Below are 15,504 nucleotides of genomic sequence, written 5' to 3'. Positions count from 1 at the left end.
GCCTGATCGGGAGGGTCACTGCGTTGTCTGGGCGTTCTGTCAGAACATGACACGCAATTCTGTAGGACGCCTGGGCTATACTTCGGCGATTTTTCCTGCTCGTAGTGAATCCCTGAGGGCTGAATGTGAAGAACTGGACGTTGCGCCAACGGATCCTGGCAAGTTTCGCCGTGATCATCGCCATCATGCTGCTGATGATCGTGGCGGCCTATTCGCGCTTGGTGACCATCGAATCTGCCGAGCAGGAAGTTGGGGCCGACAGCATTCCAGGGGTCTACTACAGCTCGATGATCCGCAGCGCATGGGTGGACAGTTATGTCACCAGCCAACAGTTGGTCGGGCTTTCTGACCGGCGCGAGATCAGCTCGGCCGACATGGAACTCTTCAAGAGTTTCGAAGACCGGCTCAAGCAACACATGGCCAGTTACCAGACCACCATTCGCGATGGCGAGGACCAGGCCCGCTTCGACGCCTTCGTGAAGCTGGAACAAGCCTACATGCAGAACGTCAACCAGGTGCTCAGTGCGTATCGCGAACGCAATTATGCCGAAGCCCAGCGTTTGATCTCCCAAGTGCTGACCCCCACCTGGGTCGAAGGGCGCAAGCACCTGAACGAGGTGATCGAACAGAATCGCCTGTCCGCCGACGCGGCCACCCGAGAAATCGTCAGCGCGGTGAACACGGCCAAGGGCAGCATGGTTGTGTCACTGTTGCTGGCCATCGTGGCCGCCGGTATTTGTGGCTTGCTGCTGCTGCGCGCCATCACCTCGCCCATGAGCCTCATCGTGACTGCGCTGGACAGGCTTCGCTCGGGTGACCTGAGCATGCGCCTGAACCTGGATCGCCAGGACGAGTTCGGCGCGGTTCAGGGTGGCTTCAATGAAATGGCTGAGGCGTTGGCCAATCTGGTGGCGCAGGCGCAGCGCTCGTCGGTGCAGGTCACCACCTCGGTGACGGAAATCGCGGCCACCTCCAAGCAGCAGCAGGCCACCGCCACCGAGACGGCCGCCACCACGACCGAAATCGGTGCCACCTCGCGTGAAATCGCCGCCACTTCCCGCGACCTGGTGCGCACCATGACCGAAGTCACCTCGGCCGCCGATCAGGCGTCGAGCCTGGCCGGCTCCGGCCAGCAAGGGCTGGCGCGCATGGAAGAAACCATGCACCAGGTCATGGGTGCGGCCGACCTGGTCAACGCCAAGCTGGGCATCCTCAACGAGAAGGCCAGCAACATCACCCAGATGGTCGTCACCATCGTCAAGGTGGCCGACCAGACCAACCTGCTGTCGCTCAACGCGGCCATCGAAGCCGAGAAGGCCGGAGAATACGGCCGCGGTTTTGCCGTGGTGGCCACCGAAGTGCGCCGCCTGGCTGACCAGACGGCGGTGGCGACCTATGACATCGAGCAGATGGTGCGCGAGATCCAGTCGGCCGTGTCGGCCGGGGTCATGGGCATGGACAAGTTTTCCGAAGAGGTGCGCCGCGGCATGTTCGAGGTTCAGCAGGTCGGTGAGCAACTGAGCCAGATCATTCATCAGGTCCAGGCACTGGCGCCGCGTGTACTGATGGTCAACGAAGGCATGCAGGCCCAGGCCACCGGTGCCGAGCAGATCAACCAGGCGCTGGCGCAACTGAGCGATGCCAGTACCCAGACCGTGGAGTCGCTGCGCCAGGCCAGTTTCGCCATCGACGAGCTGAGCCAGGTCGCCGCCGGCCTGCGCGGCGGCGTGTCGCGCTTCAAAGTCTGAAGGCGATGATCGACATGCAACCGCGCGCCGTGTCGGCAGGCCACGACAACGGTGCGCTGTACCTGCAGTTTCACCTAGGTGACCAGCGTTTTGCCCTGTCTGTGCAGGACGTGATCAAGGTGCTGCCCCGTCAGCCCCTCAAGCCAGTGCTGCAAGCGCCGCACTGGGTGGCGGGCATTCTTGCCTACCGGGGGCAGTTGGTGCCGGTGGTGGATTTGGCTGCCCTGTGCGTGGGGCGGCCGGCGTTGCAGCGTACCAGTACCCGCCTGGTGCTGGTGCGCTATCGCAGCGCACTGCAACTGGGCCTGATTCTGGAGCATGCCACCGGAACCCTGCGCTGCCGTGCTGATGAATTCAAACCCTATGGCGTAAACAATGACCCCGCACCTTACCTGGGGCCGGTCCGCCAGGATGCCCTGGGTCTGGTGCAGCGCATCGAGGTCGACCAGGTGTTGCCCGAGGCCGTGCACCGAGTGCTGTACCCTGACCCACAGGGCGGGACCTGCACATGAACGAACGGCATTTCTTTCATTTTCTGCGTGAGCGCATAGGTTTGGATGTCGAATCGGTAGGCGCGTCGATGGTCGAGCGTGCCCTGCGTCAGCGCAGCGCGGCACTGGGTGCCAGCGGCCTTGACGACTACTGGGTGCGCCTGCAGCAGTCGCTGGCCGAGCAGCAGGCGCTGATCGAAGCGGTGATCGTGCCGGAGACGTGGTTCTTCCGGTACCGCGAGTCCTTCACTGCGCTGACAGGCCTGGCGCACAAACGCCTGGCCAAATTGGCCGCCGCTCGCCCTCTGCGCTTGCTCAGCCTGCCCTGTTCGACAGGGGAGGAGCCCTATTCACTGGCGATGGCGCTGATCGATGCCGGCATTCCCCCGGCATCCTTCCTGATCGACGGTATGGACATCAGCCCTGCGTCCGTGGCCAAGGCCAGCCAGGGTCTCTACGGGCGCAATGCGTTTCGTGGCGATGACCTGGGATTTCGCGAACGTTATTTCGATGTCGCTGACGAAGGCCATCGCGTGCATGACCGTGTGCGCCAGCAAGTGACCCTGCAGGTGGGCAATGTCCTCGATCCGGCATTGGCCAACCGGGAGGGCCTTTACGACTTCGTGTTCTGCCGCAACCTGCTCATCTATTTCGATGTGCCTACTCAGCAACGGGTGTTCGAAACCCTCAAGCGCCTGCTTCATCCTCAAGGCGTGCTGTTCATCGGGCCTGCCGAAGGCAGCCTGCTGGCTCGCCTTGGCATGCGCCCGGTGGGTATTGCCCAGTCGTTTGCCTATGTCCGCCAGGACGATGTGACCCAGCAACGCCCGGCGCCGGCCGTGCCGATTCAACGCGACCCCATCAAGCCGTTGACCGGCTACCGCTCGGCCAGCGCCCCGGTGCCGCGCTTGCGCGGGTCCCTTGGGCCTGTGCCTGACCGGCAGACCGTCGAAGCCCCCCGGACCGGCCCCCACGAATTGCTGGCAAGCATTGCCGAGCATGCCAATGCCGGCAATAGCCAGCAGGCGCGTGATGCCTGCCAGCGCTACCTTCGCCAGTACCCGCCGTCGGCCCAGGTGTACTACTGGTTGGGCCTGCTCAGCGACACCGAAGGTGATTTGCAACAAGCACAGGTTCACTACCGCAAGGCGCTGTACCTTGAGCCGCAGCACCCAGAAGCGCTCGTTCACCTGGCCGCGCTGTTGCAGGCCCAAGGTGACCAGGCCGGGGCCCTGCGTTTGCAGAGCCGTGCCATGCGTGCCGGTCGGGAGGCTGACCGATGAACGATGAGGCTGTGACCGACCTGCTCGCCGAAACCGATGTGCGCATCGACGACTGCTGGAATCGCATCGGTGTGCATGGCAACAAGCAGTGCCCGCTGCTTGAGCGTCATGTCCATTGCCGCAACTGCGAGGTGTACGCCGCCGCTGCCACGCGTCTGCTGGACCGCTATGCACTGGTGCAGGACACCGATGCCCGGCCGGACTTGGAGCCAGTCGAGCAGGCCTGTACAGGGCGCTCGATGCTGTTGTTCCGCCTGGGGGAGGAGTGGCTGGCGTTGCCTACCGCATGCCTGGCCGAGATCGCGCCCTTGCAGGCCGTGCATTCGCTACCCCATCAGCGCTCGCGCGTGCTGTTGGGCGTTGCCAATGTACGCGGTGCCTTGGTGCCGTGCCTGTCGTTGCAGGAGCTGCTGGGTACGCCTGGCAGCGTGACTGAACAGCGCAGCACTCGTGGCTTGCCGCGCATGCTGATCCTGGCGGCCGAGGGTGGCCCGGTGGTCATGGCCGTCGAGGAAATCGACGGCATTCATCGGCTTGATCGGCCCATGGACCCTGCTCACGACGCCATGCGCTTCACGGCAGCGGTGCTGCAATGGCGCGGGCGCAGCGTGCGTGTGCTGGATGAACAACAGCTGTTGTCTGCCGTACAGCGGAGCCTGTCATGACACCTGAGCAAATGCGCGACGCCTCGTTGCTCGAACTGTTCAGCCTTGAAGCCGAGGCCCAGACGCAGGTGCTCAACGCCGGGCTGCTGGCCCTTGAGCGCAACCCCACGCAGGCCGACCAGCTAGAAGCCTGCATGCGCGCGGCCCATTCCCTCAAAGGGGCTGCACGCATCGTTGGGGTGGATGCCGGTGTCACCGTTGCGCACGTGATGGAGGACTGCCTGGTGGCAGCCCAGGAAGGTCGCCTGCGCCTGAGCGCGGAGCATATCGACGCGCTGCTGCAGGGCACCGACCTGTTGATGCGCATTGCCACACCTGGCGACACCGCCGCCCAGGACGATGTGCCCGGCTTCCTGGTGCTGATGGCCGCCGTATTGGAGCCCGGGGGGCCGAGCGCAGCACCTGCCGTTCCCGCACAGGCCGGTGCACCGATGGCGCCGCCGCCGGTGGCGAGCCAGGCACCGGCGGCGGCGCCTGTACCAGCGTCTGAGCCGCCAGACGATGCTGAGCCCGCGCCGCGTCGCAAGGCCGGCAAGCGCACAGTAGAGGGGGGCGAGCGGGTGCTGCGGGTGACCGCCGACAGGCTCAACAGCCTGCTCGACCTGTCCAGCAAGTCCTTGGTGGAAACCCAGCGTCTCAAGCCCTACCTAGCCACCTTGCAGCGTCTCAAGCGCATGCATGGCCAGGGCATGCAGGCGCTCGATGGGCTGCGCCTGCAACTCGAAGACAGCGGCCAGGGTGGCGAGGTGCTCGAGGCCTTGGCCCAGACCCAACGCTTGTTGGCCGAAACCCAGCAGATCCTGCGTCAGCAAGCGGCCGACCTGGACGAGTTCGGCTGGCAGGCCAGCCAGCGTGCACAACTGCTCTACGACACCGCCCTGGCCTGCCGTATGCGACCATTTGCCGATGTGCTGGCCGGGCAGAGCCGCATGGTGCGCGACTTGGGCCGCGCCCTGGGCAAACCGGTGCGCCTGATCATCGAAGGGGAGAAAACCCAGGTCGATCGTGACGTCCTGGAAAAACTCGAAGCGCCGCTGACCCACTTGCTGCGTAACGCGGTCGATCATGGCATCGAACTGCCAGACAGGCGGCTGTTGGCGGGCAAGCCCGAAGAAGGGCTGATCCGCCTGCGCGTCTCGCACCACGCCGGGATGCTGAGCCTTGAGCTGATGGACGACGGTGCCGGCGTGGACCTGGATCGCCTGCGTGCCAGCATCGTGGAACGTGCCCTGTCTCCGGCCGAAACCGTCGAGCGCATGAGTGACGATGAATTGCTCACCTTCCTCTTCCTGCCGGGTTTCAGTCTGCGGGATACGGTGACCGAAGTGTCCGGGCGGGGTGTGGGGCTTGACGCCGTGCAGCACATGATCCGCGAATTGCGCGGGGCAATCGAACTGACCCAGACGCCTGGGTTGGGGTGCCGCTTCCACCTGCAGGTACCGCAAACCTTGTCGGTCGTGCGCAGCCTCGTCGTGGAAGTCGGCGGGGAGGCCTATGCCTTCCCTCTGGCGCATATCGAACACACCCTGGCGGTGGACGCCAACGACATCGTGCAGATAGAAGGGCGGCAGCACTTCTGGCATGACGGCCAGCACATCGGCCTGGTAGCCGCCAGCCAGTTGCTGCACCGGCCGGCCGGGCAAACCGATCAGAACAGCCTGCGGGTCGTGGTCATCCGCGAGCGCGAGCGCTTGTATGGCGTGGCGGTCGAGCGGCTGATCGGCGAGCGGGTGCTGGTGGTGATGCCGCTCGATCCGCGTCTGGGCAAAGTGCAGGACATTTCTTCAGGGGCGCTGCTGGACGACGGCTCGGTGGTGCTGATCGTCGATGTGGAGGACATTCTGCGCTCGGTCGACAAACTGCTCAGCACCGGTACGCTCGAGCGCGTCGAGCGCGGCGGTGCCGGCGCCTCTGGCCTGGCGCGCAAACGCATCCTGGTGGTCGACGACTCGCTGACCGTGCGTGAGCTGCAGCGCAAGCTGCTGGGCAATCGCGGCTATGACGTCGCGGTGGCAGTCGATGGCATGGATGGCTGGAATGCTCTGCGCGGCGACGATTTCGACTTGCTGATCACCGACATCGACATGCCGCGCATGGACGGCATCGAGTTGGTCACCCTGGTGCGCCGTGACCAACGCTTGCAATCGCTGCCCGTCATGGTGGTTTCCTACAAGGACCGGGAGGAAGACCGACGGCGCGGCCTGGATGCCGGGGCCGACTACTATTTGGCTAAAGCCAGTTTCCACGACGATGCGTTGCTGGATGCTGTAGTCGAACTGATCGGAGGTGCTCACGGATGAAGATCGCCATCGTCAATGACATGCCCTTGGCAGTGGAGGCCTTGCGCCGTGCCGTCGCGCTGGAACCTGCCCATGAGGTGGTGTGGGTGGCCAGCAACGGCGCCGAAGCCGTGCAACGCTGTCAGGAGCAGCAACCGGACCTGATCCTGATGGACTTGATCATGCCGGTGATGGATGGCGTGGAAGCGACTCGCCGGATCATGGCCGACACCCCGTGCGCCATCGTCATCGTTACGGTCGATCGCAAGCAGAATGTGCACCGGGTATTCGAAGCCATGGGGCATGGTGCACTGGATGTGGTCGACACACCGGCGCTGGGTGCGGGCGACGCCCGCGAAGCCGCCGCGCCATTGCTGCGCAAGATTCTCAACATCAGCTGGCTGATTGGACAGCAGCGCCCGCCGACGCCCAGGCCGGTTGCCGCACCGCTGCGTGAAGCGAGCCAGCGACGAGGGTTGGTGGCCATCGGTTCCTCGGCAGGTGGTCCGGCGGCCCTGGAAATACTGCTCAAAAGAGTGCCAGCCGGGTTCCCGGCCGCGATCGTGCTGGTCCAGCATGTGGATCAGGTCTTTGCCGCTGGCATGGCCGAATGGCTCAGCAGTGCGGCCGGGCTGCCGGTGCGCCTGGCGCGCGAAGGCGAGCCACCGCAACCTGGCCAGGTGCTGCTGGCCGGAACCAACCACCATCTGCGCCTGCTACAGAACGGGCAACTGGCCTACACTGCCGAACCGGTCAATGAAATCTACCGCCCCTCCATCGACGTTTTCTTCGAAAGCGTGGCGCGCTACTGGTCAGGCGAGGCAGTGGGGGTATTGCTCACCGGCATGGGGCGTGACGGAGCACAGGGGCTCAAGATGATGCGCCAACGGGGTTTTCTGACCATTGCCCAGGACCAGGCCAGCAGTGCTGTCTATGGCATGCCCAAGGCTGCTGCGGCGATCGATGCCGCAGTGGAAATCCGCCCGCTTGAAGGCATAGCCGGGCGTCTGACGGAAATTTTTTCACAATGATGAAGCGTAACGAATCATGCCGCCCGGCCGGCAGTGTTCAGGTGAACAGCCATGAATGAGCTCCCCATCGAAGGGTTCGCCGCCGCCGATGAAAATTCGGCGATGGTGCTGCTGGTCGACGATCAGGCCATGATCGGGGAAGCCGTGCGGCGGGGCCTGGCCCATGAGGACAACATCGATTTTCATTTTTGCGCCGACCCGCACCAGGCGGTGCAGCAGGCCATGCGCATCAAGCCCACGGTGATCCTGCAGGACCTGATCATGCCCGGGCTCGATGGCCTGACGCTGGTGCGTGAGTACCGCAGCAACCCGGCCACCCAGGACATCCCGATCATCGTGCTGTCGACCAAGGAAGACCCGCTGGTCAAGCGCGCCGCGTTCGCGGCCGGGGCCAACGATTACCTGGTCAAACTGCCCGACACCATCGAGCTGGTGGCGCGCATTCGCTATCACTCGCGTTCCTACCTGACCTTGTTGCAGCGCGACGAAGCTTACCGCGCCCTGCGGGTCAGCCAGCAGCAGTTGCTCGATTCGAACCTGATGCTACAACGGCTGATGAACTCCGATGGCTTGACGGGCCTGTCCAATCGACGCCATTTCGATGAGTACCTGGAGCTTGAGTGGCGACGGGCGATGCGCGAGCAGCAACAGTTGTCGCTGTTGATGATCGACGTCGATTATTTCAAGGCCTACAACGACACCTTTGGCCACCTGGCCGGAGACGAAGCGCTGCGGCGCGTGGCAGAAGCCATCCGTGGCTCGTGCTCGCGGCCTAGCGACCTTCCGGCCCGCTACGGCGGCGAGGAGTTCGCCCTGGTGTTGCCCAACACCTCCCCAGGTGGCGCCAGGTTGGTTGCCGAGAAACTGCGCCAGAGCGTGCTGGGCCTGGCGATCGAGCACACGGCACCGGCTGCCGGAGCGTACCTGACCGTCAGCGTGGGCCTGGCCACGCAGGTTCCCGCTATCGGCAGCCTCTGTCGGCAATTGATCTCGGCGGCGGACAAAGGGCTGTACCAGGCCAAGAACGGTGGCCGCAACCAGGTGGGTGTCGCCTAGCGCGCTGGGCGAGGGGTGCTCCTTTCGAGCGGCTGCACCCGGCGGCTGGTTGTCGATGCCTGCCAGGCGGGTCTGCCGCCACGCGGCCGACTCGGTTATACTCGCAGGCTTTTCACCGAATTCGCACGAGTAGCCTGCCCATGGAAATCCAACCGATCCTGAACACCATCAAGGACCTCTCCGACCGCTCCCAGTCCATTCGGGGGTATCTTTGACTACGATCTCAAGCATGACCGCCTGATCGAAGTCAATCGCGAGCTGGAAGACCCCAACGTCTGGAACAAGCCCGAGTACGCCCAGGCCCTGGGCCGTGAGCGGTCCATGCTGGCGCAGGTCGTCGAGACGCTGGACAAGCTGTCCAACGGCCTGGCCGATTGCAAGGACCTGCTGGACATGGCCGTCGAAGAGGGCGACGAAGGCGCTGTCGGCGACGTCGTGACCGAACTGCAAGGCCTTGAAGAAAACCTGGCCCAGCTCGAGTTCCGTCGCATGTTCAGCGGCGAGATGGACATGAACAACGCCTACCTCGACATCCAGGCCGGCTCCGGCGGGACCGAGGCGCAGGACTGGGCCAACATTCTGTTGCGCATGTACCTGCGCTGGGCCGACAAGCGTGGTTTCGACGCCACCATCATCGAACTCTCCGAGGGCGAAGTGGCTGGCATCAAGGGCGCCACCGTGCACATCAAGGGCGAATATGCCTTCGGCTGGCTGCGCACCGAGATCGGCGTGCACCGCCTGGTGCGCAAGAGCCCGTTCGACTCCGGCGCCCGCCGCCACACCTCGTTCTCGGCCGTGTTCGTCTCGCCCGAAATCGACGACAAGGTCGAAATCGAGATCAACCCGTCGGACCTGCGCATCGACACCTACCGCTCCTCGGGCGCCGGCGGCCAGCACGTGAACACCACCGACTCGGCAGTGCGTATCACCCACGTGCCGACCAACACAGTGGTGGCGTGCCAGAACGAACGCTCCCAGCATGCCAACAAGGACACCGCCATGAAAATGCTGCGGGCCAAGTTGTACGAGCTGGAGATGCAAAAACGCAATGCGGCCTCGCAGGCGCTGGAAGACAGCAAGTCGGACATTGGCTGGGGCCACCAGATCCGCTCGTACGTGCTGGACGACTCGCGCATCAAGGACCTGCGTACCGGCGTGGAACGCAGCGACTGCCAGAAAGTGCTGGACGGTGACCTTGACCAGTACCTGGAAGCGAGCCTCAAACAGGGGCTGTAAGCCACACCCTATCGCCGCGCCACCGGCCTCGTACCGGTAGCGCGCGCCCTGCCCGCCAAGGGCAACGAATACCTGATGGAAACAAAGACGACATGAGCGACCTGAAGACCGAATCGCAAGACCTGCAACAGGAAGAAAACGCCCTGATCGCCCTGCGCAAGGAAAAGCTTGCAGCAGAACGCGCCAAGGGCAATGCCTTCCCCAACGACTTCCGTCGCGACAGCTACTGCAACGACCTGCAGAAACAGTACGCGGACAAGACCAAGGAAGAGCTGGAAGCAGCCGCGATCCCGGTCAAGGTGGCGGGCCGCATCATGCTCAACCGTGGCTCGTTCATGGTCATCCAGGACATGACCGGCCGCATCCAGGTCTACGTCAACCGCAAGACCCTGCCCGAAGAAACCCTGGCTGCGGTCAAGACCTGGGACCTGGGCGACATCATCAGCGCCGAGGGCACCCTGGCTCGCTCGGGCAAGGGTGACCTGTACGTCGAAATGACCCAGGTGCGCCTGCTGACCAAGTCGCTGCGTCCGCTGCCCGACAAACACCACGGCCTGACCGACACCGAGCAGCGCTACCGCCAGCGCTACGTCGACCTGATGGTCAACGAAGAGACACGCCACACCTTCCGCGTGCGCTCCCAGGTCATCTCGCACATTCGCAAGTTCCTCATCGAGCGCGACTTCCTCGAAGTCGAGACGCCGATGCTGCAGACCATCCCGGGCGGTGCAGCGGCCAAGCCGTTCGAAACCCACCACAATGCGCTGGACATGGCCATGTTCCTGCGTATCGCGCCTGAGCTGTACCTCAAGCGTCTGGTCGTCGGTGGTTTCGAGAAGGTCTTCGAAATCAACCGCAACTTCCGCAACGAAGGGGTTTCGACGCGCCACAACCCCGAGTTCACCATGCTCGAGTTCTACCAGGCCTACGCCGACTACCGCGACAACATGGACCTCACCGAGGAACTGTTCCGCGAGCTGGCGCAGCTGGTGCTGGGGTCTACCGATGTGCCGTACGGTGACAAGGTCTTCCACTTCGGCGAGCCCTTCGTGCGCCTGTCGGTGTTCGACTCGATCCTCAAGTACAACCCGGAGCTCACCGCCGCCGATCTGCAGGATGTCGACCGCGCCCGCGACATCGCCCGCAAGGCCGGTGCGAAGGTGCTGGGCCATGAAGGCCTGGGCAAACTGCAGGTGATGATTTTCGAAGAGCTGGTCGAGCACAAACTGGAGCAGCCGCACTTCATCACCGAGTACCCGTTCGAGGTCTCGCCGCTGGCCCGTCGCAACGACGAGAACCCTGCGGTGACCGACCGTTTCGAACTGTTCATCGGCGGGCGCGAAATCGCCAACGCCTACTCCGAGCTCAACGATGCCGAAGACCAGGCCGAGCGCTTCCTGGCCCAGGTGGCCGAGAAGGATGCCGGTGACGACGAGGCCATGCATTACGACGCCGACTTCGTGCGCGCGCTGGAATACGGCATGCCGCCAACGGCGGGCGAGGGCATCGGCATCGACCGCCTGGTGATGCTGCTGACCAACTCGCCATCGATCCGCGATGTGATCCTGTTCCCGCACATGCGTCCGCAGGGCTGAGTGAAGTCGAAAAAGCCGCCTTTTCAGGCGGCTTTTTCTTGCCTGAAGCATTATGTTGTCATTACCGGCCCGCTCGCGATCCAAGCGCCTGCGAAGCAATCTGCGATTCCAACGCCTGGGGGCAGATCGGACGCGAACGGGCATGCTCCGACCAGACACCGTACATGAGGTACTCCATGACAACCGCCATGGCTCAACAAGGGGCTGCAGGCATCGCCACTGCCGTTGCCGAAAGCGTGCGCTACCAGGGCCGCAAGACGGCCCGGCAAGGCAGTGAGCAGCGTCGCCAACTGATTCTGGACGCCGCCATGCGCATCGTGGTGCGCGATGGCGTGCGGGGCGTGCGACACCGTGCCGTCGCCGCAGAGGCAGGGGTGCCGCTGTCGGCCACCACCTACTACTTCAAGGACATCGAGGACCTGCTCACCGACACGTTCGCCCAGTACGTCGAACGCAGCGCCGCCTACATGGCCAAGCTCTGGCTCAACACCGAAGCAGTGTTGCGCCAACTGCTGGCCCAAGGTGACGGCAGTCCCCAGGCACGGGCAAAACTGGCCGATGAAGTGGCGCGCATGACGGCCGATTACGTGCAGCGCCAACTGCTCACCCGCCGCGATTTCATGATGGCCGAGCAGGCATTTCGCCAGGAAGCGCTGCTGTGCCCACGCCTGGCCGAGCTGGTCTGTGCTCACGAGCAGATTCTGCTGCACGGTACGCGCCAACTGCTGCAGGTCGTTGGCTCGCGACAGCCCGAACAGGATGCACAGATGTTGACGGCGATTATCGAGCAGATGGAATATCAGGGCCTGCTCAAGCACGCCGAGGCGCAGGCCGATGGGCCGATGCTGGCGATGCTTACCCGATACTTGCAGTTGGTGCTGGCGTCGGCTTGAGCCCGACCTTTTCGAGGAAGAAACCTGATGAAAGCCTGGCGTGTGGTGCTGTTGACGCTGTCATTCCTGATGCTGGGCGGTTGTCTGGTGACCTTTTCCGAACCGCTACCCGGTAAGTCCTCGGCCCCCAAGGGGCTGGTGGGCAGCTGGACCACCAAGGACGCCTGGGGCGAGCCGCTGAAGCTGGTCATCACGCGTGCCGACGCAGGTGCCTACAAAGCGGTGGCCACACCCAAGGGCAAATCTGCCCAAACCTATGTATTCAATGTGGCCCAGCAGGGTAACCGCTGGTACCTGTCGGCGCGAGTGCCTGGCGACCTGGGCGGCAACTACGTGATCGGTGGTTTCGATATCGTCGATGGCAAGGAGCTGGTGGTCTATAACCTCGATCTGCAGCAAGTGCAGCAGGCCGTGGACAGCAAGGAATTGAGCGGGCACAGCACCGAGGTGGCGCAGGACAACGGCGAGGGTCTGCTGGTCGACAGCCCACCAGCGCGTGTCCTGGCCTACCTCAACGACCCAGCGAATTCGGACCTGTTCGTGGAGGCAGTGCGCTTCAAACGCGCTGGCCAGTGACAGGGCAAGTCTCTGGTGATTCGCGGATGCGCCAAGGGCGCACTCTCGCCTCGGCTGCTCGACACTTGAGTCGGCCGACACGAGCGGGACATGGCTTGGCCTGATGGCCGATAAGGATTTCTTTGTGGACGAGTACCAGCAAACCATTCGCGCACTGTCCGACCGCATCGTGGCTGCGCAAACGCCGATTCGCGTGCTCGATGCAGTCAAGTGGGACGATGGCATCCGTCGCGGCTTCTTCGAGGCCAAGGGCAAGATCCCGCCTGCCGTGGACCGTGCCTATTATCAGGCGCGCTCACTGGGGTTCGACTCCAGCGCTGTGAAGGCGGAGTTCCAGGCCATCGAGCGTGACATCATTCGCCAGCTTGGCCAGTTCAGCCCCGTGGGGCAGATCATGAAACGCATGTGCCGCGAGTACCGCATGGTCGTGCGCATGCTCGAGGCCAGGGGTACGGAAGATTTCGGTCTGATTTCCCAGGAGCTGTACGGCGCTGCCTCCGATGTTTTCCATGCCGGTGACCCGACCCTGGCCGACCTTGGCCTGATGCTGTCGGACTACCTGAACAACATCGATGGACGCGGTGACCTCAAGGACGAGCCGAAGGACCTGACGGCCAAGCAGGCGGTGGAAATCCTCCAGTGCCGGTTGAACAAGGTGTTCGGTGAAGCCGAGGGGACCATTCGCGTGTTCGAGTCCGACGGTATCGTGGCCGATGCCGCCGCCGGTGCCGACTACATCAAGGTGCGTGCCGATGCCATGTTCAACGCGCGCGATGTACGGGCCCTGGAAGTGCACGAGGGGTTGGTGCACGTGGGCACTACCCTCAATGGCCTGAACCAGCCTATCTGCACGTTCCTGGCCAAGGGCCCGCCTTCCTCGACGGTGACCCAGGAAGGCCTGGCCATCCTGATGGAAGTCATCGCTTTCGCCTCCTACCCCAGCCGCCTGCGCAAACTGACCAACCGCACCCGCGCCATACACATGGTCGAGGACGGTGCGGACTTCATGCAGGTGTACCGGTTCTTCCAGGAGCAGGGCTTCGACATGGGGCAAAGCTACAGCAATGCCAGCCGGGTATTCCGTGGGTCGGTGCCCAATGGCTTGCCATTCACCAAGGACTTGTCCTACCTCAAGGGCTTCATCATGGTTTACAACTACATTCAGTTGGCCGTGAAGAAGGGCAAGCTGGAGCAGATACCGCTGCTGTTCTGTGGCAAGACCACCCTCGAAGACATGCGCACCCTGCGCCAGCTTGTCGAGGAGGGCCTGGTGGAGCCGCCCAAGTACCTGCCTGAGCAATTCCGCGACTTGAACGCCTTGTCGGCCTGGATGTGCTTTTCCAACTTCCTCAACCACTTGAGCCTGGACCGTATTGAAACCGACTACGCGAATATCCTTTGACGGGCTCCGCCTGCTGACGGCGGGCATGGTGCTGGTGCTGCTGGGCGGGTGCAGCGGCTTGCTGTTCTACCCTGAGCGGGGCCAAGCGTTCACGCCAGAGCGCGCCAGGCTCGCCTACAGCGATGTCACCCTGGTCGCCGCCGACGGTGTACGCCTGCATGCCTGGTGGTTGCCGGCCAAGCAAGGGGTGGCGGTCAAGGGCACGGTACTGCACCTGCACGGCAATGGGGGCAATCTGCCCGGTCACCTGGGCGGCAGCTACTGGTTGCCGGAGCAGGGTTACCAAGTGCTGATGATCGACTACCGAGGCTACGGCCTGTCCGATGGCAAGCCGCGGCTACCTGAGGTCTATCAGGATATCGCCGCCGCCATGGCCTGGCTCGACCAGTCGCCGCAGGTCAAGGGCAAGCCCCTGGTCTTGCTGGGGCAGAGCCTGGGCGGTGCCATGGCCATCCACTACCTGGCGGCCCATCCCGAGCAGCGCGAACGCTTCAGCGCTCTGGTGTTCGACGGCGTTCCGGCCAGCTACCGGGCGGTGGGCCGATACGCCTTGAGCACCTCGTGGATGACCTGGCCGCTTCAGGTGCCGTTGTCCTGGCTGGTGCCCGATGCCGATAGCGCCATCGAGTCCGTCGGACAGCTGACCAGCCCGCCCAAGCTCTTTTTCCACAGCATCGATGATGACCTGGTGCCCATGAACAACGTCATCCGCCTGTATCAGCAGGCACCCCCTCCACGGGTGCTGCAGTTGACCCGAGGTGGACACGTGCAGACGTTCGCCGACCCTACCTGGCGTGAAGTGATGCTGCGTTTTCTGGATGACCCCAGCCACTTCACCGGCCTGCGGCGGCTCGCCGAAGTGCCCAATGCCTATGACGAGAAGAACCCGCAATGAGCGAAGAACGCAACGCCATACCGCTGATCCTGACAGGAGTCGGCAGCATTATCGTGACGGTGGGGGCCCTGTGGTACTACGGCTACCTGCACTTCGCCAAGCCTGAGGATGCCTTGTTGCTGCAGGATTTCACCATGCTCAAGACGGTACCGGGCGAAGACTACAAGGTGTCACTGGAGCCCGCAGCGCAGGTAGCCCAGTGCGCCGATGGCGTGCTGGTACTGTTCGACACCCAGCAAAAAGGCCTCAGTGGCGTGCTCGTCGACAGCCGCAAGCGCGCCGTACGCTGCGTGGGCGCCGATACGCCGCAGCAGGTGCGATAGGGCCTACGTGGCTAACCGGTAGCACCAAAAA

14 protein-coding genes are annotated in these 15,504 nt (G+C 63.6%); all 14 read left to right on the top strand.

Annotated features, from left to right (window positions below; translation table 11 throughout):
• Positions 1–125 precede the first annotated feature (125 nt).
• The 14 genes from MOP87_RS15930 to MOP87_RS15865 all read left to right on the top strand — a co-directional run bounded on the left by MOP87_RS15930 (position 126) and on the right by MOP87_RS15865 (position 15,473).
• Positions 126–1,748: a methyl-accepting chemotaxis protein gene (locus MOP87_RS15930; protein ID WP_027913831.1), complete on the top strand. Its 1,623-nt coding sequence runs from the start codon at positions 126–128 to the stop codon at positions 1,746–1,748.
• Between the two features lie 5 nt (positions 1,749–1,753).
• On the top strand, positions 1,754–2,260 hold the full coding sequence (locus MOP87_RS15925) for a chemotaxis protein CheW (RefSeq protein WP_242809798.1): 507 nt from the start codon (positions 1,754–1,756) through the stop codon (positions 2,258–2,260).
• Positions 2,257–3,522, top strand: a complete 1,266-nt coding sequence (locus MOP87_RS15920; protein ID WP_197874154.1) for a CheR family methyltransferase — start codon at positions 2,257–2,259, stop codon at positions 3,520–3,522. Before MOP87_RS15925 ends, MOP87_RS15920 begins: the two co-directional genes overlap by 4 nt.
• Positions 3,519–4,187, top strand: coding sequence for a chemotaxis protein CheW (locus MOP87_RS15915; RefSeq protein ID WP_242809797.1), 669 nt, complete (start codon positions 3,519–3,521; stop codon positions 4,185–4,187). The genes MOP87_RS15920 and MOP87_RS15915 overlap by 4 nt, the downstream gene beginning before the upstream one ends.
• Complete coding sequence (locus MOP87_RS15910; RefSeq protein WP_027913835.1) at positions 4,184–6,487, top strand: hybrid sensor histidine kinase/response regulator; 2,304 nt, start codon at positions 4,184–4,186, stop codon at positions 6,485–6,487. The genes MOP87_RS15915 and MOP87_RS15910 overlap by 4 nt, the downstream gene beginning before the upstream one ends.
• Positions 6,484–7,497, top strand: coding sequence for a chemotaxis response regulator protein-glutamate methylesterase (locus MOP87_RS15905; protein ID WP_027913836.1), 1,014 nt, complete (start codon positions 6,484–6,486; stop codon positions 7,495–7,497). Before MOP87_RS15910 ends, MOP87_RS15905 begins: the two co-directional genes overlap by 4 nt.
• Positions 7,498–7,548: 51 nt before the next feature.
• Positions 7,549–8,553, top strand: a complete 1,005-nt coding sequence (locus tag MOP87_RS15900; protein WP_028686906.1) for a PleD family two-component system response regulator — start codon at positions 7,549–7,551, stop codon at positions 8,551–8,553.
• A gap of 140 nt (positions 8,554–8,693) precedes the next feature.
• Positions 8,694–9,789, top strand: a protein-coding gene (gene prfB, locus MOP87_RS15895; RefSeq protein WP_110606993.1) for a peptide chain release factor 2 whose coding sequence is annotated in 2 segments (ribosomal slippage) — positions 8,694–8,765 and positions 8,767–9,789 — 1,095 coding nt in all. Because the reading frame shifts where the segments join, the coding sequence is not laid out codon by codon here.
• A 92-nt stretch (positions 9,790–9,881) separates the two neighbouring features.
• Complete coding sequence (gene lysS, locus MOP87_RS15890) at positions 9,882–11,384, top strand: lysine--tRNA ligase (RefSeq protein ID WP_028686905.1); 1,503 nt, start codon at positions 9,882–9,884, stop codon at positions 11,382–11,384.
• Between the two features lie 188 nt (positions 11,385–11,572).
• Positions 11,573–12,277, top strand: coding sequence for a TetR family transcriptional regulator (locus tag MOP87_RS15885; RefSeq protein ID WP_027913840.1), 705 nt, complete (start codon positions 11,573–11,575; stop codon positions 12,275–12,277).
• 27 nt (positions 12,278–12,304) lie between these two features.
• Positions 12,305–12,853, top strand: a complete 549-nt coding sequence (locus tag MOP87_RS15880) for a hypothetical protein (protein ID WP_049695514.1) — start codon at positions 12,305–12,307, stop codon at positions 12,851–12,853.
• Positions 12,854–12,956: 103 nt separating this feature from the next.
• On the top strand, positions 12,957–14,255 hold the full coding sequence (locus tag MOP87_RS15875) for a flavohemoglobin expression-modulating QEGLA motif protein (RefSeq protein WP_197874152.1): 1,299 nt from the start codon (positions 12,957–12,959) through the stop codon (positions 14,253–14,255).
• Complete coding sequence (locus tag MOP87_RS15870; RefSeq protein WP_140174107.1) at positions 14,227–15,150, top strand: alpha/beta hydrolase; 924 nt, start codon at positions 14,227–14,229, stop codon at positions 15,148–15,150. Before MOP87_RS15875 ends, MOP87_RS15870 begins: the two co-directional genes overlap by 29 nt.
• A complete protein-coding gene (locus MOP87_RS15865; protein ID WP_023534135.1) occupies positions 15,147–15,473 on the top strand; it encodes a hypothetical protein in 327 nt (108 codons plus the stop codon). Before MOP87_RS15870 ends, MOP87_RS15865 begins: the two co-directional genes overlap by 4 nt.
• The last annotated feature ends 31 nt before the right edge of the window (positions 15,474–15,504 follow it).

The sequence above is a fragment of the Pseudomonas sp. I3-I5 genome (assembly GCF_022699445.1).
GTDB lineage: Bacteria > Pseudomonadota > Gammaproteobacteria > Pseudomonadales > Pseudomonadaceae > Aquipseudomonas > Aquipseudomonas fulva.
Note: the sequence above shows the minus strand (reverse complement) of the source record. Positions and strands in the feature narration are given on the sequence as shown.